Origin of the sequence: Massilia jejuensis (genome assembly GCF_042656795.1) — a bacterium.
GTDB lineage: Bacteria > Pseudomonadota > Gammaproteobacteria > Burkholderiales > Burkholderiaceae_D > Telluria > Telluria jejuensis.
Genome location: NZ_JBHSMS010000059.1, coordinates 47,651 through 67,591, shown reverse-complemented (window position 1 = coordinate 67,591; position 19,941 = coordinate 47,651). Strand labels below are relative to the sequence as shown.

General features: G+C 67.2%; 20 protein-coding genes. 15 read left to right on the top strand and 5 right to left on the bottom strand.

The features are described 5' to 3' along the window. The first annotated feature begins 4 nt into the window (after positions 1-4). From ACFPOU_RS18640 to ACFPOU_RS18575, 14 genes are all read left to right on the top strand, one after another. The gene (locus tag ACFPOU_RS18640; protein WP_379724677.1) at positions 5-1,480 is read left to right on the top strand and encodes a S41 family peptidase; all 1,476 of its coding nucleotides are present in this window, start codon (positions 5-7) and stop codon (positions 1,478-1,480) included. A gap of 74 nt (positions 1,481-1,554) precedes the next feature. Then, complete coding sequence (locus tag ACFPOU_RS18635) at positions 1,555-2,316, top strand: HesA/MoeB/ThiF family protein (protein ID WP_379724674.1); 762 nt, start codon at positions 1,555-1,557, stop codon at positions 2,314-2,316. A 126-nt stretch (positions 2,317-2,442) separates the two neighbouring features. Beyond that, the gene (gene gspG, locus ACFPOU_RS18630; RefSeq protein ID WP_379724671.1) at positions 2,443-2,895 is read left to right on the top strand and encodes a type II secretion system major pseudopilin GspG; all 453 of its coding nucleotides are present in this window, start codon (positions 2,443-2,445) and stop codon (positions 2,893-2,895) included. Between the two features lie 6 nt (positions 2,896-2,901). Beyond that, a complete protein-coding gene (locus tag ACFPOU_RS18625; RefSeq protein ID WP_379724668.1) occupies positions 2,902-3,405 on the top strand; it encodes a GspH/FimT family pseudopilin in 504 nt (167 codons plus the stop codon). Then, positions 3,402-3,779: a type II secretion system minor pseudopilin GspI gene (gene gspI, locus ACFPOU_RS18620; protein ID WP_379724665.1), complete on the top strand. Its 378-nt coding sequence runs from the start codon at positions 3,402-3,404 to the stop codon at positions 3,777-3,779. Before ACFPOU_RS18625 ends, gspI begins: the two co-directional genes overlap by 4 nt. Beyond that, positions 3,779-4,384: a PulJ/GspJ family protein gene (locus ACFPOU_RS18615; protein WP_379724662.1), complete on the top strand. Its 606-nt coding sequence runs from the start codon at positions 3,779-3,781 to the stop codon at positions 4,382-4,384. Before gspI ends, ACFPOU_RS18615 begins: the two co-directional genes overlap by 1 nt. Next, positions 4,384-5,502 carry a type II secretion system minor pseudopilin GspK gene (gene gspK, locus ACFPOU_RS18610; protein ID WP_379724659.1) on the top strand — a complete coding sequence of 373 codons (1,119 nt, stop codon included), beginning with the start codon at positions 4,384-4,386 and terminating at the stop codon, positions 5,500-5,502. The genes ACFPOU_RS18615 and gspK overlap by 1 nt, the downstream gene beginning before the upstream one ends. Positions 5,503-5,518: 16 nt before the next feature. Then, positions 5,519-6,727 (top strand): type II secretion system protein GspL, encoded by a 1,209-nt coding sequence (gene gspL, locus ACFPOU_RS18605; protein WP_379724656.1) that lies wholly within the window; start codon positions 5,519-5,521, stop codon positions 6,725-6,727. Then, positions 6,724-7,245 (top strand): type II secretion system protein GspM, encoded by a 522-nt coding sequence (gene gspM / locus ACFPOU_RS18600; RefSeq protein ID WP_379724653.1) that lies wholly within the window; start codon positions 6,724-6,726, stop codon positions 7,243-7,245. Before gspL ends, gspM begins: the two co-directional genes overlap by 4 nt. Beyond that, positions 7,242-8,015 carry a type II secretion system protein N gene (locus tag ACFPOU_RS18595; RefSeq protein ID WP_379724650.1) on the top strand — a complete coding sequence of 258 codons (774 nt, stop codon included), beginning with the start codon at positions 7,242-7,244 and terminating at the stop codon, positions 8,013-8,015. Before gspM ends, ACFPOU_RS18595 begins: the two co-directional genes overlap by 4 nt. Continuing rightward, entirely contained in the window at positions 8,015-10,324 is a 2,310-nt protein-coding gene (gspD, locus tag ACFPOU_RS18590; RefSeq protein ID WP_379724647.1) for a type II secretion system secretin GspD, read from the top strand. Before ACFPOU_RS18595 ends, gspD begins: the two co-directional genes overlap by 1 nt. A gap of 7 nt (positions 10,325-10,331) precedes the next feature. After that, positions 10,332-11,765: a type II secretion system ATPase GspE gene (gene gspE, locus ACFPOU_RS18585; protein ID WP_379724644.1), complete on the top strand. Its 1,434-nt coding sequence runs from the start codon at positions 10,332-10,334 to the stop codon at positions 11,763-11,765. A 2-nt stretch (positions 11,766-11,767) separates the two neighbouring features. Beyond that, complete coding sequence (gene gspF / locus ACFPOU_RS18580) at positions 11,768-12,988, top strand: type II secretion system inner membrane protein GspF (protein ID WP_379724642.1); 1,221 nt, start codon at positions 11,768-11,770, stop codon at positions 12,986-12,988. A gap of 11 nt (positions 12,989-12,999) precedes the next feature. Further along, positions 13,000-13,686: a type II secretion system protein N gene (locus ACFPOU_RS18575; RefSeq protein WP_379724639.1), complete on the top strand. Its 687-nt coding sequence runs from the start codon at positions 13,000-13,002 to the stop codon at positions 13,684-13,686. Between the two features lie 34 nt (positions 13,687-13,720). On the opposite strand, the gene ACFPOU_RS18570 is transcribed toward ACFPOU_RS18575, so the two are convergent. Further along, a complete protein-coding gene (locus tag ACFPOU_RS18570) occupies positions 13,721-14,452 on the bottom strand; it encodes a helix-turn-helix domain-containing protein (RefSeq protein WP_379724636.1) in 732 nt (243 codons plus the stop codon). Between the two features lie 269 nt (positions 14,453-14,721). Between ACFPOU_RS18570 and ACFPOU_RS18565 the strand changes: the two genes are divergently transcribed. Then, positions 14,722-16,347 (top strand): hypothetical protein, encoded by a 1,626-nt coding sequence (locus tag ACFPOU_RS18565; protein WP_379724633.1) that lies wholly within the window; start codon positions 14,722-14,724, stop codon positions 16,345-16,347. A gap of 99 nt (positions 16,348-16,446) precedes the next feature. Here ACFPOU_RS18565 and ACFPOU_RS18560 read toward each other — a convergent pair whose 3' ends face one another. From ACFPOU_RS18560 to ACFPOU_RS18545, 4 genes are all read right to left on the bottom strand, one after another. Then, a complete protein-coding gene (locus ACFPOU_RS18560; protein ID WP_379724630.1) occupies positions 16,447-16,647 on the bottom strand; it encodes a hypothetical protein in 201 nt (66 codons plus the stop codon). Positions 16,648-16,667: 20 nt separating this feature from the next. Next, positions 16,668-18,005: an ATP-dependent protease ATPase subunit HslU gene (gene hslU, locus ACFPOU_RS18555; RefSeq protein WP_379724627.1), complete on the bottom strand. Its 1,338-nt coding sequence runs from the start codon at positions 18,003-18,005 to the stop codon at positions 16,668-16,670. A 14-nt stretch (positions 18,006-18,019) separates the two neighbouring features. Continuing rightward, a complete protein-coding gene (gene hslV / locus ACFPOU_RS18550; RefSeq protein ID WP_379724624.1) occupies positions 18,020-18,556 on the bottom strand; it encodes an ATP-dependent protease subunit HslV in 537 nt (178 codons plus the stop codon). 87 nt (positions 18,557-18,643) lie between these two features. Next, entirely contained in the window at positions 18,644-19,885 is a 1,242-nt protein-coding gene (locus ACFPOU_RS18545) for an STAS domain-containing protein (protein ID WP_379724621.1), read from the bottom strand. Positions 19,886-19,941 lie beyond the last annotated feature (56 nt).

Genomic DNA, 19,941 nt, shown 5'->3' with positions numbered 1-19,941 from the left:
AGCGATGAGCAACACAGTGAAAAGCATGGGGCTGGTCGGTCTCGGCATGGTGGCCGGCGTGGCGCTGACGGTGCAGGTCTCGGCCTGGGCCCAGAAAGGTGAAGCGAGCCCGCTGCCGCTGGACGAACTGCGCCAGCTGGCCGATGTCTTCGGCCTGATCAAGAGCGATTACGTGGTGCCGGTCGAGGACAAGAAACTCTTGTCCGATGCCATCGGCGGCATGGTCGCCGCGCTCGACCCGCATTCGGTCTACCTCGACCAGAAGTCCTACCGCGAGATGCGCGAAAGCGTGCAAGGTAAATTCGTCGGCGTCGGCATCGAAGTGGCCGCCGAAGACGGCTACGTGAAAATCGTTTCCCCGATCGAGGATTCGCCGGCCTACCGTGCCGGCATCAAGGCCGGCGATCTCATCACCCGCATCGACAACGTGCCGGTCAAGGGCTTGTCGATCGACGAAGCCATCAAGAAAATGCGTGGCAAGCCCGGCAGCAAGGTGACGCTGACGATTGCCCGCCGTGGCGAAGACCGTCCCTGGGTGGTGCCGGTCACGCGCGAGGAAATCCGCGTGCTGAGCGTGAAGGCCAAGATGGTCGAACCCGGTTACGCCTGGGTGCGTATCAGCCAGTTCCAGGAAGCCACGCTCGACGAGCTCGCCACCAAGACGGCGGCCCTGTACGCCGAGAACCCGAACATCAAGGGCCTGGTGCTCGACCTGCGCAACGATCCGGGCGGTTTGCTGCCGGGCGCGATCGGCGTCTCGAGCGCCTTCCTGCCGAAGGAAGAATTGATCGTCTCGACCAAGGGACAGTTGCCCAGTTCGAACCAGCTCTTCTATGGCCGCCGTGAATTCTATGCGCCGCGCGGCGCCGATCCGCTGGCGACATTGCCGGCCGCCCTGAAAACCGTGCCGATGGTGGTGCTGGTCAATGGCGGCTCGGCCTCGGCATCGGAAATCGTCGCCGGTGCCTTGCAGGATTACAAGCGCGCCATCGTGATGGGCAGCCAGACTTTTGGCAAGGGCTCGGTGCAGACGCTGCGCCCGCTGTCGGCCGATACGGCCATCAAACTGACCACGGCGCGCTACTACACGCCCAAGGGCCGGCCGATCCAGGCCACCGGCATCGTGCCCGACGTAAAAGTCGAGGAAACGGCCGAAGGCGACGGCTTGAATGCCTTGCGCGTGCGCGAAGTCGACCTGCAGCGCCACCTGGCCGGAGAAAACGAAAAACCGGCCACGCCCGCCAAGGAAGCCCGCGACAGCGCCGAACAGAAGCAGCGCGCGCTGGCCCTGCTGAAAAACCGCAAACCGCTCGAACTGGGCGGCAAGGACGATTTCCAGTTGGCCCAGGCCTTGAACCATTTCAAGGGCTTGCCGGTGAAAGCCGCCAGTGCCGAAGCGGCCGACGCGACGCCGCCTGCGCCGAAGGAATTGCCGGGGAGCGAAATCAAACCACCGGAGCTGAAGGGCTCGAAGAAATAACCGGCACAGTGGGCGGCTTTAGCCGGGTACACGCTTGCCCGTGACCCGATGCCGTCCGCGCCCGCGACCACCACGTGAACGACACCCAGCTGCTGCGCTACTCGCGCCACATCCTGCTCGACGAGATCGGCATCGAAGGCCAGGCCCGCCTGCTGGCGGCGCATGCGCTCGTCATCGGCGCCGGCGGCCTCGGTTCGCCGGCGGCGATGTACCTGGCGGCCAGCGGCGTCGGCCACATCACGCTGGTCGACGACGACGCCGTCGACCTGACCAACCTGCAGCGCCAGGTCATGCACACGACCGAACGCATCGGCTTGCCGAAGGTCGAGTCCGGCCGCCGGGCTTTATCCGCGATCAACCCGGATGTCACGGTCAGCGCCCTGTGCGAACGCGCCGACGCAGGGCGCCTGCGCGAGCTGGTGCGCGGCGCCTCGGTCGTGCTCGATTGCAGCGACAATTTCGCTACCCGCCATGCCCTCAACCGCGCCTGCGTGGCGGCCCGCGTGCCGCTGGTGGCGGGCGCGGCGATCCGTTTTGACGGGCAACTGTCGGTGTTCGACATGCGCCATGCCGACTGTCCCTGCTATGCCTGCATCTTTCCCGAGGACAGTGGTTTCGAGGATGTCGCATGCAGCACGATGGGGGTCTTCGCGCCCCTGGTCGGCATCGTCGGCGCGGTCCAGGCGGCCGAGGCCTTGAAACTCATCCTTCAGCTCGGCACGCCGCTGGCCGGGCGTCTCTTGATGCTCGACGGGCGCGCCATGGCCTGGACCGAGTTCAAGGCGGCGCGCAATCCGGCGTGTCCTGTTTGCCGGGAAAGGCTCGCGCACGCCTGAAACTGCAGCAGGATTTGCTCTGCAATACAATGGCGCACCGCCGCGGGTAGTCGCTGCCGCCATTCGGCCTTATACTAAGGAGAGCGCCACGCGCGCTTGTTCCGATCCACCTTTCCAAGATTGACTATGCAGATCGTTTCGCACCGTGCAATTGGCCGGCGTCTCGCACGCGGCTTCACCCTCGTTGAAATCATGGTTGTCGTGGTCATCATCGGCATCCTGGGCGCGCTCGTCGTGCCGAAATTGCTGGGTCGTACAGGCGAGTCGCGCGTGGTCGCGGCCAGGACCGACATCGCCACCCTGATGCAAGCGTTGAAACTGTACAAGCTGGATAACCAGCGCTACCCGACCACCGAACAAGGCCTGGCGGCGCTGACGACGAAACCGACCTCGGGCCCGTCGGCCAATGGCTGGAAGGATGGCGGCTATGTCGAGAAGCTGCCCAAGGATCCTTGGGGCAATTCCTACCAATACCTGTCGCCCGGACTGCATGGCGAAGTCGACATCTTCTCGTTCGGCGCCGACGGCCAGGCTGGCGGCGAGGGCGAAGACGCCGACGTCGGCTCCTGGCAGGGATAAGATCGCATGGCTGGCGCCGCGCCGCCGCGCAGGGCCGACGGCTTCACGCTCGTGGAGATCCTGGTCGTGATGGTCATCATCGGCATCACGCTCGGCATGGCCTCGCTCAATGCCATCCCGAGCCCGCGCCAGGACCTCGAGAACGAGGCGAAACGCCTGACCCTGCTGCTGCAGCTGGCGCGCGACGAAGCCATCGTGCGCAACCGCCAGGTCGCCTTCGAAGCCACGCCCGAGCGCTACCGCTTCATGGTGCGCAACGACACCGGCTGGAATCCCGTCACCCAGGACGATTTGTTGCGCGAGCGGCCGTTCAAGAACGCGCCCGTGCGCCTGTTGCTCGACCCGCCCGCGGCCGGCATCGGCGGCGGCGAGACCATGCGCGTGACCTTCGGCCGCGAACCGGTCGACAAGCCCTTCGTGCTGACCCTGGCCAGCGGCGACAACAGCGTCGCCATCCGCGCCGACGGCGTCGGCCATTTCACGGTCGTCGAACCGGGAGCGCCGCAGTGAGCCGTCCACGTCCATCCTCCGGCTTCACCCTGCTCGAAGTGCTCGTGGCGCTCGTCATCGTCGGCACCGCGCTGGCTGCCGGCCTGCGCGCCGTCGGCAGCCTGGCCTCGAACGGGGCCGGCCTGCGCGCGGCCATGATGGCGACCTGGTCGGCCGAGAACCGCCTCGTGCAGATTCGCCTGAACCGCGAATTTCCCGAAGTCGGCAAGCGCAGCTATGCCTGCGGCCAGGCCGACCTGCGCCTGATGTGCCAGGAGGAAGTCCTGGTCAGCCCGAATCCCCAGCTGCGCCGCGTGGAAGTGTCGGTCTTCGACATGGACAATCCGGAACGGCGCATCCTGAAACTGATCCAACTCGTCCTGAGGCCGACCTGATGAAGCGCGCACGCGGGTTCACGCTGGTCGAACTGCTGGTGGCGATCGGCATCCTCGCCATGGTGGCCGTGCTCGGCTGGCGCGGCCTGGATGGCATCGTGCGCGCCCGGGTGGCGTTGACCGAGCAAATGGAAATGACGCGCGGCATGCAGCTCGCCTTTGCCCAGATGCAAAGCGACTGCGAGCATGCGGCCGATGCCACGCTGCTCGGAAGCCGTCCTTTCCTGCTGCAGGCCGACAACCGCCTGACCCTGGTGCGCACCGTGTTCAATGAAAACGAACCGGCGCGCCTGCAAGTGATCGCCTACCGCCTGGTCAATGGCCAGCTGATGCGGCGCGAATCGAACACGACCCGCGACCTGGTCGAGCTCGATGCGCTGTGGCAGGCCTCGATCAGCGATATCGATCCGACCCCGCCGGTGATCCTGCAGGGCGGCGTGCAGTCGATGGGTGTGCTCGTCTGGCAAAACAATGGCTGGCAACAGCAGCCGGTCGCCACCGTCCAGGGCGGCGTGCCCAGCGCCATCACCGGGCTGCAGGTGGTGCTGGCGGTGCGCAACTTCCCGCAGCCGCTTACGAAGTCGTTCCTGTTGGGGAGCATCTGATGCCGCTTCCACGCCACCTCGGCCGGTCCCGGCGGCGCCAGCGCGGCGTGGCCGTCATTACCGCCTTGCTGCTGACCACGCTGGCGATTTCGATCGTCGCCAGCCTGTTCTGGCAGCAGCAGGTGCAAGTGCGCTCGATGGAAAACCAGCGCTTGCACTTGCAGACGCGCTGGATCCTGCGCGGCGCGCTCGACTGGTCGACCCTGGTGCTGCGCCAGGACGCCTACACCAACCAGTACACGGCGCTGACCCAGGTCTGGGCCACGCCGCTGGCCGAAACCCGGCTCGACCAGTACATCGAGCGCGAGCGGGTCGAAGGCGAAGTGTTCGATGCCAGTCTTTCCGGCAACATCGTGGACGCCACCTCGCGTTACAATCTGCGCAATCTGGTCTTGAACAACCGCATCAACAAGGCGCATCTCGAGATTTTCCAGCGCCTGCTGAGCAATTTGCAGATCAACCCATCCCTGGCGCAAACGGCGGCCAACCTGGTTGCCGGCAGCGAACCGCTGATCCGGCCGGCCGGCGCGGTCGACCCGATCACGGGCCAGGATGTGGGCGGCCAGCAGAGCGATCCGAGCGACGGTGGCAACCCGGATGCGGGCGCGGCCGCGGATGGCGCCGGTGCGGCTGGCGACGGCGACGGCGCGGGCGGCGGCGCGCTCGACGCGGTCCCGACGCAGGCAGTCTCGCGCGCGGGCCTGGGCACGCCGATGAAATTCCTCGACGTGGAGGATTTGCTGGCGGTGCGCGGCATGACGCCGGAAATACTGGAAAAGCTGCGTCCGTATGTCATCGTGTTGCCCGTGCCCACGCCGGTCAACGTGAACACGGCGCCAGCCGAAGTACTGGCGGCGGTGATTCCGAAGTTTTCGCTGTCCGAGGCGAATGCCTTGCTGGCGCGCCGCCGCAACGTGCCGTGGGACGCGCTCGCCAAGTTCGAAAGCGAGATTGCCGGCCGCACTCCGGTGCCCGGGTCGTTGGACGTGAAAAGCAATTGGTTCCTCGTCAACAGCCGGATCCGACTGGACCGCGCGGCATTGAATGCGCAGTCGCTGATCCAGCGTACCGGCCAGATCGGTACCGGCGTCAAGGTCGTGTGGGTTCGTCAAAATTAAAAGAAAGCGAGACGGTTTGACTACACTTTATATCCGGCATCCGGCGCGCGCAGAGGGCGAAGGCGCGCCCTGCCGTTTTGCCGTCGTCGGTGACGGCGGCACCATCGAGCAGCAGGGCGAAAGCGTGCTGCGCAGCCTGACCGATGTCGTTGCCGCCAGCCGCCGCGTCGTGCTGCTGCTGGCCGGCACCGACGTCAACCTGCTGTCGCTGGCGATGCCGCCGCTGACCGGCGCGCGCCTGCGCGCCGCGCTGCCTGGCCTGGTCGAAGAACATATCCTGGGCGACCCCAACGATTGCGTGCTGGTGGCCGGCCCGCCCGCGGGCGACGGCACGCGGCCGGTGGCCGTGGTGGCGCGCGACTGGCTCGAGCCGCTGGTACGCACGCTGCTGGCCCAGGGCGCGCGCGCCGTTTCCGCCCTGCCGGGGCAGCTATGCCTGCCGCTCCAGCCGGGCGGCGTCGGCGCGGCCCTGAACGGCGGCGAACTGCTGCTGCGCCAGAGCCAATACAGCGGCCTCGGCCTGGCGCTCGACGCCAATCCGGCCAGCGCCCTGCAGACGGCGCGCGCACTCGCCGGCGACGCCCCATTGACCCTGTATGTGCCGCGCGAGCAACTCGGCGAATTCGGCGTGCTGCTGGCCGAGGCCGGCCCAGGCACGACCCTCGAAGCCGACGACTGGGCGCACTGGATCGCGGGCGCGAAGAGCAGCAGCTTCGACCTGGTGCCGGGCCTGGGCGCGGCCGGCGCCCGCCAGACCGACTGGCGCCGCTGGCGCGTGCCGATCGCGCTCGCCTTCCTGGGCGTGGTGGTGAACCTGGCCGGCATCAATATCGAATGGCTGCGCCTGCGCGGGGAGGCCGAGGCCGTGCGCAAGCAGATGGCGCAAACCTTCCAGTCGGTGTATCCGAACCAGCCGATGGTGGACCCGGTGGCACAGATGCGCCAGGGCATCGCGCGCGCCCAGTCCGGCAGCGGCCAGATCGGCGCCGACGAATTCATCTATCTTGCCGGCGCCCTGGGCGACGCAAGCCGGGAATTGCCGCGTCCGCCAGGAATTAGCTCAATCGAATACAAGGAACGCGCACTGCGGGTGCGGGTCAAACCTGAAACGGTCGACCCCGCCACAGTGCGCCAGCTGCAGGCGGCGCTATCGGCGCGCAGCCTGACGCTGGAAGCGGCCGCAGCCGATAACTGGGTGGTGCGCAGCACGGGAGCGAAGCCATGAGTCTGGTCAACATCTACGGCCGGGCGCGCGAACGCGCCACCGGGTACTGGATCGCACGCAGCGAGCAGGAGCGCCGCTACCTGGCCGCCGGTTTCGGCGTCGTCTTTCTGGCGCTGGCGTACACCGGCCTGGTCGAGCCCGCAGTCGAGGGCCGTGCGCGGTTGCAGCGCTCGCTTCCTGAGCTGCGTCAACAGGCGGCCCAGCTCGCCAGCATGGCCGACCAGGCGCGCGCGCTGGCCGGCCAGGCGCCGGTGCCGGTGACGCCGATGACGCGCGAGACGCTGCTGGCGAGCTTGAGCGCGCGCGGCATCACGCCCGGTTCGCTCACGCTGACCGGCGAATTCGCGCGCTTGCAGGTGACCGGGGTGTCGTTCGCCAACCTGGTCTCCTGGCTCGACGCCCAGCGCCGCGAGAACCGGATCGCCGTCCAGGAAGGCAGTTTTACCGCGCAAGATCCACTCGGGCAAGTCGACGCCAACCTGACGCTACGCCAGGACAACGGGACCGGCGCCCGATGAGGCGCGGCCTCGGGTTGCTGGTCGTGCTCGCCCTGGCGATCGCGCTGACGGTGGGCGTCTTCCTGCCGGCCAGCTGGCTCGGCACGATGGTGGAACGCCAGACCGGCGGCCGTTTGACTCTCGGGGATGCGCAAGGTACGCTCTGGCACGGCTCAGCCTTTGTGGGCGGGGCGCCGGGCGAGGGTGGTGCGGTCACGCCGTTGTTGCCAGGGCGCTTTAACTGGCGCCTGTCGCCACTGATCCTGTTCGGGCGCGTCGACATGGCCCTGGAAAACCCGCAGGCGCTGGTGCAGCCGGTGCGAATCAGCGGCAACTGGTCGCAGTGGCAAGTGAGCGAAGGACAATTGCTGTTGCCGGCCGAAGGCCTGGCCGGGCTGGGTGCACCGCTCAACACGCTGGTGCCCTCGGGCGTGATCCGGCTGTCATGGAACCGGCTCGACCTGGCGCGCCAGCCCGGCAGCGTGGCGGTGACCGGACGCACGACCCTGTCGATGAACGACATGGGCTCGCGCATGGCGCCGATCAAGCCGCTGGGCAGCTACGAGATGGTGATGGACTGGCGCGGCCAGCAAGCCGACCTGGTGCTGCGCACGGTGCGCGGCGCCTTGCTATTGTCGGGCAATGGAACGTTGCAGAATGGACGCCTGCGTTTTTCGGGTCAGGCGTCGGCCGCCGATGGCTATGAAGAGACTTTGGGAAATATGCTCAATCTCCTTGGCCAGCGCCGCATGGTGAACGGTAAAAACATAATCGCATTAGAGTTCAGATAATGAAAACAACTTCCCGCAGCACCCCCGCATTCCCGACCTTGCGCCCGGTCTTGCGTCGCCTTGCGGCCGGCGTCATGCTGTCCTGCGCGGTGGCCGCGGCCTTGCCGCCGGTCCCGGCCTTTGCCCAGGAAAATTCCGCCGCCCTCAGTTTCGTCAACGCCGACATCGAATCGGTGATCAAGGCCGTCGGCCACTACACGGGCATGACTTTCGTCGTCGACCCGCGCGTGAAAGGCACGCTGACCCTGGTGTCGGAAAAGTCGCTCACCAAGAGCCAGGCCTTCGGCTTGCTCACGTCGGCCCTGCGCCTGCAGGGCTTTGCCGTCGTCACCACCGGCGAAGGCTATGCCAAGGTGGTGCCGGAAGCGGAAGCGAAACTGCAATCCTCGCCGACCTATGTCGGCAAGCGCGGCACGCGCGTGCAGGGCGACCAGATCGCGACCCAGATTTTCCACCTGTCCTACGAATCGGCGGCCAACCTGACGGCCGTGCTGCGCCCGCTCATTTCGCCCAACAATTCGATCATGGCCAATCCGGGCAACAACAGCCTGGTCATCACCGACTACGCCGACAATTTGCGCCGCCTGTCGCGCATCATCGCCGCGCTCGACGCCCCGGTGGCGGCCGACCTCGACGTGGTGCCGATCCGCAACGGCATCGCCAGCGACATCGCGACCCTGGTCCAGCGCCTGATGGAGCCGGCCGCCGGCGGCGACTCCGGCCGCGTTACCATCCTCGCCGATGCGCGCACCAATTCGGTCGTCGTGCGGGCGCCCTCGCAGGCGCGCGCCAACCTGGCGAAATCGCTGATCGCCAAGCTCGACCAGGCAACGACGGAGAAGGGCAACATCCACGTCGTCTACCTGAAAAACGCCGACGCCAGCAAGGTCGCGCAAACGCTGCGCGCGGTCGTGTCGCAGGATGCGGCGGCGCTGTCCGTGCAGCAGCAGGGCACATCCGGCGGCACGATCCAGGCCGGCGCCCAGGGCGGCGCGGGTGGCGGCCTGGGCGGTCAGCAAGGCCAGCAAGGCGGCATGGGTGGCGGCGCCGCGGGCGGCACCTTCGGCCAGCAGGGCCAGGCGGGCGCCGGCGGCGCCGGCGGCAGCCAGGGGTCCGGCTTCATCCAGGCCGATGCCTCGACCAACAGCCTGATCATCACCGCGCCGGACGCGATCTACCGCAACCTGCGCGGCGTCATCGACCAGCTCGACGTGCGCCGTGCCCAGGTCTATATCGAAGCCCTGGTGGTGGAAATGAATTCGCAAAAGGCGTCCGAATTCGGCGTGCAATGGCTTGGTTTGTCGGGCACCGACGCCAGCAAGTACCGCATCGGCGGCATCCAGTCGTTCAATTCGAATGCCAGCAACAACCTCATCAATCTTGCCGCCGCCGCCCGTAGCGGTCTCGCCGGGGAGAGCTCGCTTCCTTCGCTGCCGGGCCTGACCCTGGGCATCTTCAAGCAGATCAACGGCGAGCTCGGCTTGGGCGCGGTGGCCAGTGCGCTTGAAAACGAAGGCGCCGCCAACATCTTGTCGACACCGAACATGATCACGCTCGATAACGAGCTGGCAACGATCAAGGTGGGCCAGAATATTCCGATCATCACCGGTTCGTTCACGACGGGCAGCAGCGGGGCGAACAATCCCTTCCAGACCGTCGACCGCAAGGACATCGGCCTGCTGATGAAGGTGCGTCCGCAAATTTCCGAAGGCGGCGTGATCAAGCTGTCGATCTACCACGAGAACTCGGGCATCGATAATTCGGTGATCCGTGCCGAGGGCATCGTGACCACGGTGCGCGCCATCGAAAGCAATGTGCTGGCCGACGATGGCCAGATCATCGTGCTGGGCGGCCTGATTTCCGACAACGAAGACCACGGCGAAGAAAAAGTGCGCGGCCTGGGCGACATCCCGGTGCTGGGCAACCTGTTCAAGTACCGCAACCGTACCCGCAACAAGACCAACCTGATGGTCTTCCTGCGCCCGGTGGTGGTGCGCAGCAAGGAGCAGAACAACAGCATTTCGCTCGACCGCTACGAATACATGCGTGCGCTCGGCGCCGAGACCCGTTCGCAAGACGATACGATCCTGATGCGCAACCTGGGTTCTCCGGCCTTGCCGCCGCTGACCAACGGCCAGCCGCCGATCGGCGGCACGATGGCGACGATGCCGCCGCCGGCGCCGATCACCGCCCGTCCGGGCGCGGCCACCGGCGCCGGCACCACCCAGCCGCGCGCGCCGCAATCGACCCAGCCCAGCCAGGCGCCCGTGCCTGAGTTCCGGCCGGTGACGCCGCCGAACCGGAAGTGATCCGATCATGACCAACCTGTTGCCTTACGCCTTCGCCCGCGACCACGGGGTGCTGGCGCGCACCGGCGACGATGCTGGGCAGGTCGCCGGGCAGAGCGTCGAAGTGCTGGTCTCCAGCGCGACGCCGCCGGCCGCCATCGCCGAGGTGTCGCGCCGTTTCGGCCGGATCGCGCTGCGCCGCCTCGAGCGCGGCGAGCTCGACGACGCCATCGCCGCCGCCTACGCCTCGGCCGGCGGCGACGCCAACCAGGTCGCCGACGAATTCGATGCCGACCTCGACCTCACGCGCCTGTTGCAGGACGTGCCGGCAATCGAAGACTTGCTCGAATCGTCCGACGACGCGCCCGTGATCCGCATGATCAACGCGCTGCTCACGCAATCGCTGCGCGAAGGCGCCTCCGACATTCACATCGAACCTTTCGAGCAAACGTCGGTCGTACGTTTTCGCATCGATGGCACCCTGCGTGACATCGTGCGTCCAAGGAAGGGTATCCACGCCTCGCTCATTTCGCGTATCAAGATCATGTCGCAGCTCGACATCGCCGAAAAACGCCTGCCGCAGGATGGCCGCATCACGCTGCGCATCGGCGGCAAGCCGGTCGACGTGCGCGTCTCGACCTTGCCGACCGGCCATGGCGAGCGCGCCGTGCTGCGCCTGCTCGACAAGGAAGCGGGACGGCTCGACCTGTCGCACCTGGGCATGAGCGCGGACCTGCTGCCGCAGTTCGACAAACTCATCAACCAGCCGCACGGCATCGTGCTCGTCACCGGCCCGACCGGTTCCGGCAAGACGACGACCCTGTACGCCGCCTTGTCGCGCCTGAACGCCTCGACCACCAACATCATGACGGTGGAAGACCCGATCGAGTACGACCTGAACGGCGTCGGCCAGACCCAGGTCAACGCGCGCATCGACATGACGTTTGCAAAAGCCCTGCGCGCGATCCTGCGCCAGGACCCGGACGTGATCATGATCGGCGAGATCCGCGACCTGGAAACGGCGCAAATTGCCGTGCAAGCCTCGCTCACCGGCCACCTGGTGCTGGCGACCCTGCACACCAACGATGCCGCCGCCGCCGTCACCCGCCTGTTGGACATGGGGATCGAGCCCTTCCTGCTGTCGTCCTCGCTGCTGGGCGTCATGGCGCAGCGCCTGGTGCGCAAGCTCTGCCCGCAATGCAAGAAGAGCGATGGCGTGCACTGGCATGCCGTCGGCTGCGAGCGCTGCGGCCACACCGGCTACCACGGCCGCGTCGGCGTCTACGAATTGCTCGAGACGACCGAGGCGATCCGCGCCCAGATCCACAACCAGGCCTCGGAAGCGGACATCCGCGCGGCGGCGCAGGCGAGCGGCATGCGCACCATGCGCGAAGACGGCGAACGCTGGCTGCATGAAGGCATTACCACGCAGGCCGAGTTGCTGCGCGTGACCAAGGACTGACGATGCCGGCATTCCGTTACGAAGCCGTCGATGCGGGCGGCGCCACGAAAAAAGGCGTGGTCAATGCCGACAGTCCGCGCGCGGCGCGCTCCGACCTGCGCGTGCAGGGATTGACGCCGCTGAACGTGGAAGCGATCACGGCCCAGGTCGACGCCGCCGGCGTGACGCGTTCGCGCGGCTTCGGCGAGCGCCTGTCGCAAGTCGAACTGGCGCTGTTTACGCGCCAGCTGGCCAGCCTGCTCGAAGCCGGGCTGCCGCTCGAACAGGCGTTCACGGCCCTGCTGGAACAGGCCGAAAAGCCCTACCTGCGCGACCTGATCGCCTCGATCCGTTCGGAAGTCATCGGCGGCATCGCCTTTTCCGACGCGCTGTCGCATCACCCGCGCGATTTCGATCCGATCTTCCGCGGCCTGGTCTCGTCGGGTGAACAGATCGGCCAACTGGCGCGCGTGCTCTCGCGCCTGGCCGACTATATCGAGCGCCGCAACGCGCTGGTGCAAAAGGTGCGCCTGGCATTCACCTATCCGGCCATCGTCACCGTGGTCGCGTTCGCCATCGTGATTTTCCTGCTCACCTATGTGGTGCCGCAGATCGTCTCGGTGTTCGCCAATACCAAGCAAAAGCTGCCTTTACTGACGGTCATGATGCTGGGCGTGTCGAATTTCATGCGCGACTGGGGCATCGTGATGGGCATCGCGCTCGTGGCGGCCTGGTTCGCCTGGCGCCGGGCGCTGCTGAACCCGGCCCTGAAACTGCGCTGGCATACCTGGCTGCTGACCGCGCCCGTGTACGGCAAATTCGAGCGTAGCCTGAACACGGCGCGTTTCGCCAGCACGCTGGCCATTACCACCGGCTCGGGCGTGCCGATCCTGCGCGCGCTCGACACCAGCCGCGACACCTTGTCGAACGTCGCCATGCGCGACCTGGTCGAACAGGCAACGGCCAGCGTGCGCGAGGGCGTCAGCCTGGCACGTGCGCTATCGGTGCAAAAACATTTTCCACCGATGCTGGTGCACATGATCCGCGCCGGAGAAATTACCGGTGAATTACCGGCGATGCTGGAGCGGGCGGCCAATTCGCAGCAGGCCGACCTCGAACGCCGCACGCTGACCATTGCCGGCCTGCTCGAACCGGTGCTGATCCTGGCGATGGGCCTGGTGGTGCTCCTGATCGTGCTGGCGGTCTTGATGCCGATCATTGAAATCAACCAGCTGGTGCGCTAACAAGGAATCCGATGAAGCGTCTGCCTCTCCTTTTCACCCTGCTTGCCCTGGTCTTCCTGGCAGTTTCCGCCACCTATTGGGGGATGCAGCTGTACAAGCCGCAGCAACGGCCGATCGCCGCGGCGGCGCCGGCCAGCCTGCCCGAGCCTGCGCCCGATGCCGCCGCCACGCTTTTCGGCGGGCAGCCGGTGGCGAACGTCGCCACCAACTACCAGCTGACCGGCATCATCGCCGCCGGACGCGACAGTGCCGCCATCATCGTGGCCGACGGCCAGCCGCCCAAAGCGCTGAAAGTGGGGCGCGAACTGGCACCGGGCGTGCGCATCAGCGAAGTGCATCCGCGCTACGTCATGCTCTCCGAAGGCGGCGTCGTGAAACGCATCGACCTGGCGGTCGACACCAAGCCCGCCATCGCCCTGTCCGGCAGCCCCGTGCCGCCGATGGCCTCGCCGCAGCCGGCCAGCCCGGCCGTCGCGCCGGCCGGCGCCATGCCGGCGGGCGAACCGCAGACGGCGCCCGGCGCCGTGCAAAACCCGCCGCCGCCGGGCGAAGTCAACCCGGTCGTGCCGCAAGGGCAGGAACCGCCGCAGGAAGGTCCGCCGGCCGACGTCGCGCCGCCGCCGAACCAAGTGCAAATGCCGCCCCCGACCCGCTCGATGGGCAGCCCCGTCAGCGGCGACGCGCCGCCCGTGCGCTGAACCGAAGCGCCCGCGCGGCCGGTCTCGCCCCGGCTCAGCGCCGCAAGGCCGTGAATGCCTTGAACTCCCACGAGCGCAATCCCACCAGCAAGGTCATTCCCTCCCGCTCGTCCGCCGGCAGGCGCCGGTCCTTGCGGTGCAGCCGCGTCAACTCGCCCGCCAACTGGTGAATCTTGTGCGCCAGCTCGGCCGCGCTGCCCGGCGACAGCCGTGCCGGCAAGCACATCAGCGTCTCGCCGGGGCCGTCGAAACGGCCCGCAAAATAATCGGGTACGATCTGTTCGCGGAAATAATGCTGCACCGGACCGTCCGGCAACCAGTGGAAGGCGTTCGAGACCCGCAGCGTGTAGCGGTTCAGCGGCCTTAGGTCGATGATGCCCAGCCGGTCGAGTTCGGCCAGGCAGCCAACGCATTCGGCCGGGGTCAGCCGGTAGGTGTCGACGATCTGTTCCATGCTCCAGTAGCCGAGGCAGCAGATGGCCACCAGCAGCAGGCGCGGCTTGGCGACGAGCGAGGTTTCCTGGGGCAAGGTCAAGGCGTCGGGCCGCGGCCGCGCGTCGGCCGCCTGGCGCAGTACATCCTCCAGCGCAATCCCGGCCGCCTGGCAAATTTGCGCCAGGCGCGACAGCGGCATGTCCTTCTGGCCGAACATGCGCTTGACGCTCGACTCGCTCATGTCGATGCGCTCGGCCAGGGTTTTATAGGTGAGATTGGCCGCGCGCAGCTCGGCACGCAGCACGTCGACGATCAGCTCGGGAGAACTCATGGCATTCCTGTACTCGGCAATGGGCGGCAGTCAATGTACAGGCGAATGGTCGAGTGGGCAAGAAACCGGGCGCGGCAGGCCTGCGGCTGTCGAGGCGTCGCGTCAGGATCGGGCCGATCCGCCTTGCATCGCGACTTGACGAAACCGCACTCGGGATCGAAACACATCCATTAAATTCATCAGGTTGGGTCCTGGCGGCCCGATGCGCCCCGGGCGCCGCTGCGCGGGCCGGGCGCACCCATCACCCGCAGCGTCGAATGGAGATCGTCATGTCAACTAACGCTTTTCGTACACCCGAAATGATTGCCACGGCAGAGGCCAGACAGGACGAAGTCCCGTTCGCGGAGGCGCGGCAATCGGCGCTGCGGCCGCTGCCGGGCGCGGACGCGCTCCAGCCCGCGCCGGCCGGGGCCGGCATTACCTATCGCCATGACTGGGGCCTGCGCCGCGGCCAATGGATGCTCCAGCTGGACTGGGCCGAAGTCGATCCGCGCTCGCAGGTGTTCGTCGCGGTCGGCGAGGGCGCCGCGGGCGGGCCGGATGCCGGCAAGCTGGTCGGGGCGGCGCGCTGCACGGTGCATAGCGTGGCCCCGCGCGCCGGGGGCGTCGACATCTGGGTAAATATCGAATGGGACTCGGCTATTTCGCTGTACGCCGATTACCTGGTGATGAACCCTGCCGGCGTGACGGGGCGCAAGGTGCAGGTCACGGTGCAGCGCCACGACACCGTTCCCTTGAGCGACGCCGACGCCGACCGCATTCTGGGCGACATGGGCGCCACGCTCCAGAGCGCGGATTCGGCCTCGGACATCGCGACCCGGGTCCAGTTCGTGCGCAACGGACCGGTCCAGGTATTGCCGCCCACCGTGCCCAGGACGATCCAGACCGAGGCCGACCTGGTCGCCCTGCTCGATGCGGGCAGCGGCATCAAGCTCGTCCAGGCGATCCGCTGGTGCGGCGGTCCCGGCGGATCGATCATCGGCTGCGCCCCGCTCGGCAGCCCATCGGTCAACGTGGCGGCCGTGCGCTTCACGCCCGACCAGGAAGGCATACTCTGGGTGCACGAATATGGCCACAACGCCGGCCTGGGCCACCGCACCGACGACAGGCGCGCCATCATGTATCCCAGCATCGCCAGCGATCACAACGTCGTCAACGCCGCCGAGTCCGAGCGTTTCCTGGCCGGCCCGGCCGCCGTCAGCGGCGCCGTGCCGCCGTCGAGCTGCTCGCCGGGCGTGGCGGTCCCGCCGCCCCAGGATGTGCGCGCATTCGTTTCCCAGCACTGGATCCAGGGCGTGCCCTACCAGGCGGCATCGCACTATACCGAGGAAGACGCCAAGCAGCTGCTGGCATGGCTGGTCGACGAGCCGGAGCAGCACGAAGAGTTCCTGCCCGAGATCGTGACCACGCTCTGCTTCATCGGCAGCGAAGTGGCGGTCGCGCCGCTGATCGAGTTCATGCACACGGTGCGTGCCAGCCAGGCAAGGTTCAATGCGAAGAACGCGGTCCTGATCCACCTGGGCGACCTGGTCAACAAGTCGGGCAGCCAGGCCGCCCTGGCCTTCCTCGTGAAGGTCGCGACCGACATGGAAACGGCGCGCACGCTGGCGGTGCCGCGCGCGGCGATCGCGGCGGCCGAAGCGGCGGTCGCAGGCGTCGCCGCGCCCACCACCGAGGCGCTGGCGGCCGAATTGGCCGTCTCCGCGACCTTCGGCCTGGCGCTGGCGGGCCGGCCGGACGCGGAACAGACCATCCTGCAGCTGCAGGGCGGTGCCAGTGCCTTCAGCGCCGTCAATGCGGCGGCGGCGGAGGCGGCCAAGCTGTCGCAGACGGTGCGCGCCATGGGACAGGAAGCGTATTACCGGATGCGGTGCGAAGGCGGACATCGCCCGTGACGCGTCGATGCCTGCGCCCGGGCGTGCGGGCGGGGCAGGCCGATCGCGATGATCGACTTGCCCCACGGCCGGCAAGCCGGCAGGCGGGTTGCCGGCTGGTCAGTCGTCTTCGGTTGCCAGCGGCGCCTTTTTCAGCTGCTGCTTGGCCGCCTGGCGTTCGGTCGACAGCGGCTTGGCATGGGCGCCGGCCGCGCGCGCCTTGGCCAGGGCCGCGACCGGGTTGCGCGGTTTGGCCGATTGCTGCACCGGTTGAACCCGCAACATCATCTTTTGCCGCGTCGCGAGTGCCTTGTTCGCCATGTTCCTCTCTCCTCTAAATCCTAGAGCACGTAGCGCGACAGGTCTTCGTTGGCCGACAGCAGGTCGAGCCGCTCGTTGACATAGGCCGCGTCGATCGCGATCTGTTTATCCTGCGTGTCGCTGGCATGGAACGAGATTTCCTCGAGCAGCTTTTCCATGACCGTGTACAGGCGCCGCGCGCCGATGTTCTCGGTGCGTTCGTTGACGGCAAAGGCGATCTCGGCCAGGCGGTGGATGCCGTCCTCGGAGAAGCTCAATTGCACGCCCTCGGTGCCGAGCAGCGCTTCGTATTGCGTCGTCAGGCAGGCGTCGGTGCTGGTAAGAATGCGCTTGAAATCGTCGATCGAGAGCGATTCGAGTTCGACCCGGATCGGGAAGCGCCCTTGCAGCTCGGGAATCAGATCCGACGGTTTGGCCAGGTGGAACGCGCCCGAGGCGATGAACAGGATGTGGTCGGTCTTGATCATGCCGTACTTGGTATTGACCGTCGTGCCTTCGACCAGCGGCAGCAGGTCGCGCTGCACGCCGGCGCGCGAGACGTCGGCGCCACCGTGTTCGGAGCGCGTGGCGATCTTGTCGATCTCGTCGAGAAAGACAATGCCGTTGTTCTCGACATTGTGGATCGCCTTCTGCTTCATCTCGTCTTCGTTGATCAGGCGCGCCGCTTCTTCCTCGGCCAGCACCTTCATCGCGTCCTTGATCTTCATCTTGCGCGCCTTCTTGCGCGCCGCGCCGACGCCGGCGAACATCGACTTGATCTGTTCCGTCATTTCTTCCATGCCGGGCGGGGCCATGATTTCCATTTGCGGCGCCGCGTCGGCCACCTCGATCTCGACCTCGCGGTCGTCGAGCGCACCCTCGCGCAAGCGCTTGCGGAACGTCTGGCGCGTGCTGTCGCCTTCCTTCGCCTCGGCCGCGGCGCTGACGTTGAAACCGAAGTCGCGCGCCGGCGGCACCAGGATGTCGATGATGCGGTCTTCGGCCGCGTCTTCGGCGCGCTGGCGCACCTTCTTCATTTCGCTGGCGCGGGTCTGCTTGATGCCGATGTCGATCAGGTCGCGGATGATGGTGTCGACGTCGCGGCCGACATACCCCACCTCGGTGAATTTCGTCGCTTCGATCTTGATGAAGGGCGCGTCGGCGAGCTTGGCCAGGCGGCGCGCGATCTCGGTCTTGCCGACGCCGGTCGGGCCGATCATGAGGATGTTCTTCGGGGTGATCTCGTGGCGCAGCGGTTCCACCACTTGCTGGCGACGCCAGCGGTTGCGCAGGGCGATGGCGACGGCCTTCTTGGCCTTGCCCTGGCCGACGACGTGCTTGTCCAGTTCCGAAACGATTTCGAGGGGGGTCATGTTCATGGTGTGCGCGCCGGTCAGTCCAGCGTTTCGATGGTGTGGGACAGGTTGGTGTAGATGCACAGCTCGCCGGCAATGGTCAGCGCCTTTTTCACGACGTCGGCGGGCGGCAGCTCGGTATTTTCCTGCAAGGCCTTGGCGGCCGACTGGGCATAGATGCCGCCGGAACCGATGGCGCCGATGCCGTCTTCGGGCTCGAGCACGTCGCCGTTGCCGGTGATGATCAGGGTCGTCTCGCGGTCGGCGACCAGCAGCATGGCTTCGAGCTGGCGCAGCATGCGGTCGGTGCGCCAGTCCTTGGCCAGTTCGACCGAGGAGCGCAGCAGGTTGCCCTGGTGCTTTTCCAGTTTCGCCTCGAAGCGGTCGAGCAGCGTAAACGCGTCGGCGGTGGCGCCGGCGAAGCCGCACAGGACCTTGCCTTGATAGAGCTTGCGCACCTTGCGCGCCGAGCCTTTCATGACGACGTTGCCCAGCGTAACCTGGCCGTCGCCACCAAGGGCGACCTGGGCGCCGCGGCGTACGCTCACAATGGTGGTGCCGTGAAATTGTTCCATATCTACCTCATGATTAACTCGCCCTCCGCAAGTGGGGGTGTTGCACAAAATTGCAAGATAATTTGAGGCAGGTAACGCGGCAGTTCGTCAGTAGGTGTAGGCGTAGAGCCGCGCGCAGTCGCCATAGTTCAGCAGGCGCAGCAGCGCTGCCACCAGATGGTTCAGCTCGCGCAACTCGATGCGGCGCCCATCGAGAGCCAGCCGGCGCAGGCAGGCGTGCAGGTCGGTGGCGGCGGCGAAATCGATGCGCACCAGCCGCGTGCAGTCGAGCACGACCGGTCCGGCCGGGTCGATGGCGGCATACGTTTCGATCGCCGCGAGCAGCTCCCTGACCTCGCCGCCGACGACGGCCGGCAGCATGAAGCGCTGGCCGGCCGCCATCCCGGCCTTGCCCGCCGTGCGGGCGCTGCCTGCCTCGGGCAAGGCTTCGAAGGAGGGCGGCGAGACCTCGAAAGTGACGCAGTAATCCATCGCCGTTTCCTCGAAATCCTTTTCGCGGTCGAGCAGTTGCAGCAGTTCGAGCAGCAGCAGCCAGGGCGCTGGCCCGCTTTCCCGCTCGCCGATCGCGAGCATCGGCCGCAGCACCGCCAGCAAGGTGTCGGCGCCGGCCAGCACGATGCCGCGGCGCGATGCGCGCAATGCCTGCAGGGCGGCCAGCAGGGCGGCGCAGCCATCGGGCGTCGCGCCGGTGATGCCGGCGAAATCGAGCCGCAGCGGCGAACCGGTGCGCGACGACAGCCCCTCCAGGCGGCCGGCAAGGTCCGGATCGAGCATGCCCGCCAGGTGCGCAACCGGTGCCACGCCGGCGCCGGGCGGCGCCGCGCCGGCCAGCGGCCGGCGGTCGGCATAGGCCGGCGGCGAGGTTTCGAAATGGCTCGCGTAGTCGATCGCGATACTGTCGAAATCCTGTTCGCGTCCTTCGGCCTGCACCAGGTCGAACAGCATCCACCAGGGTTGGCGTTCGCTGCGTCCCAGGTCGCGCAGGCTGTCGCGCAGCATCTGCTCGGCCAGCGCAGCCTGGCCGTTGGCGTACAGGATCGCGCTTTCCTCGACCACGGGCGCGGCGGCCGGCGCGGCGGCGGCGTCGGGCTGTTCGATCAGGCTGAGGATTTCGGTCTCGCCGGGGGGGGCGGCGATGGCGGCGGCGGCAGCCGGCGCGCGCCGCGTGCTGCCCCAGCGCGCCTCGGCATCGTCGAAAAAGCCGGTCGTCATCGCCAGTTCGATGGCGTCGATCTTGGCAGCGGTGGCGCGCGCGATGTCGCGCTGGCGATCGCGGTCGCGCTCGGCGTCAGGCGCGACGCGGGCCGGCGCCTCGGCGCGTGCGGGCATTGCCGGCGTCGCGGCCGGTTCCGGTTTTTTCTTTAAGAAGGAAAATATGCCCACGT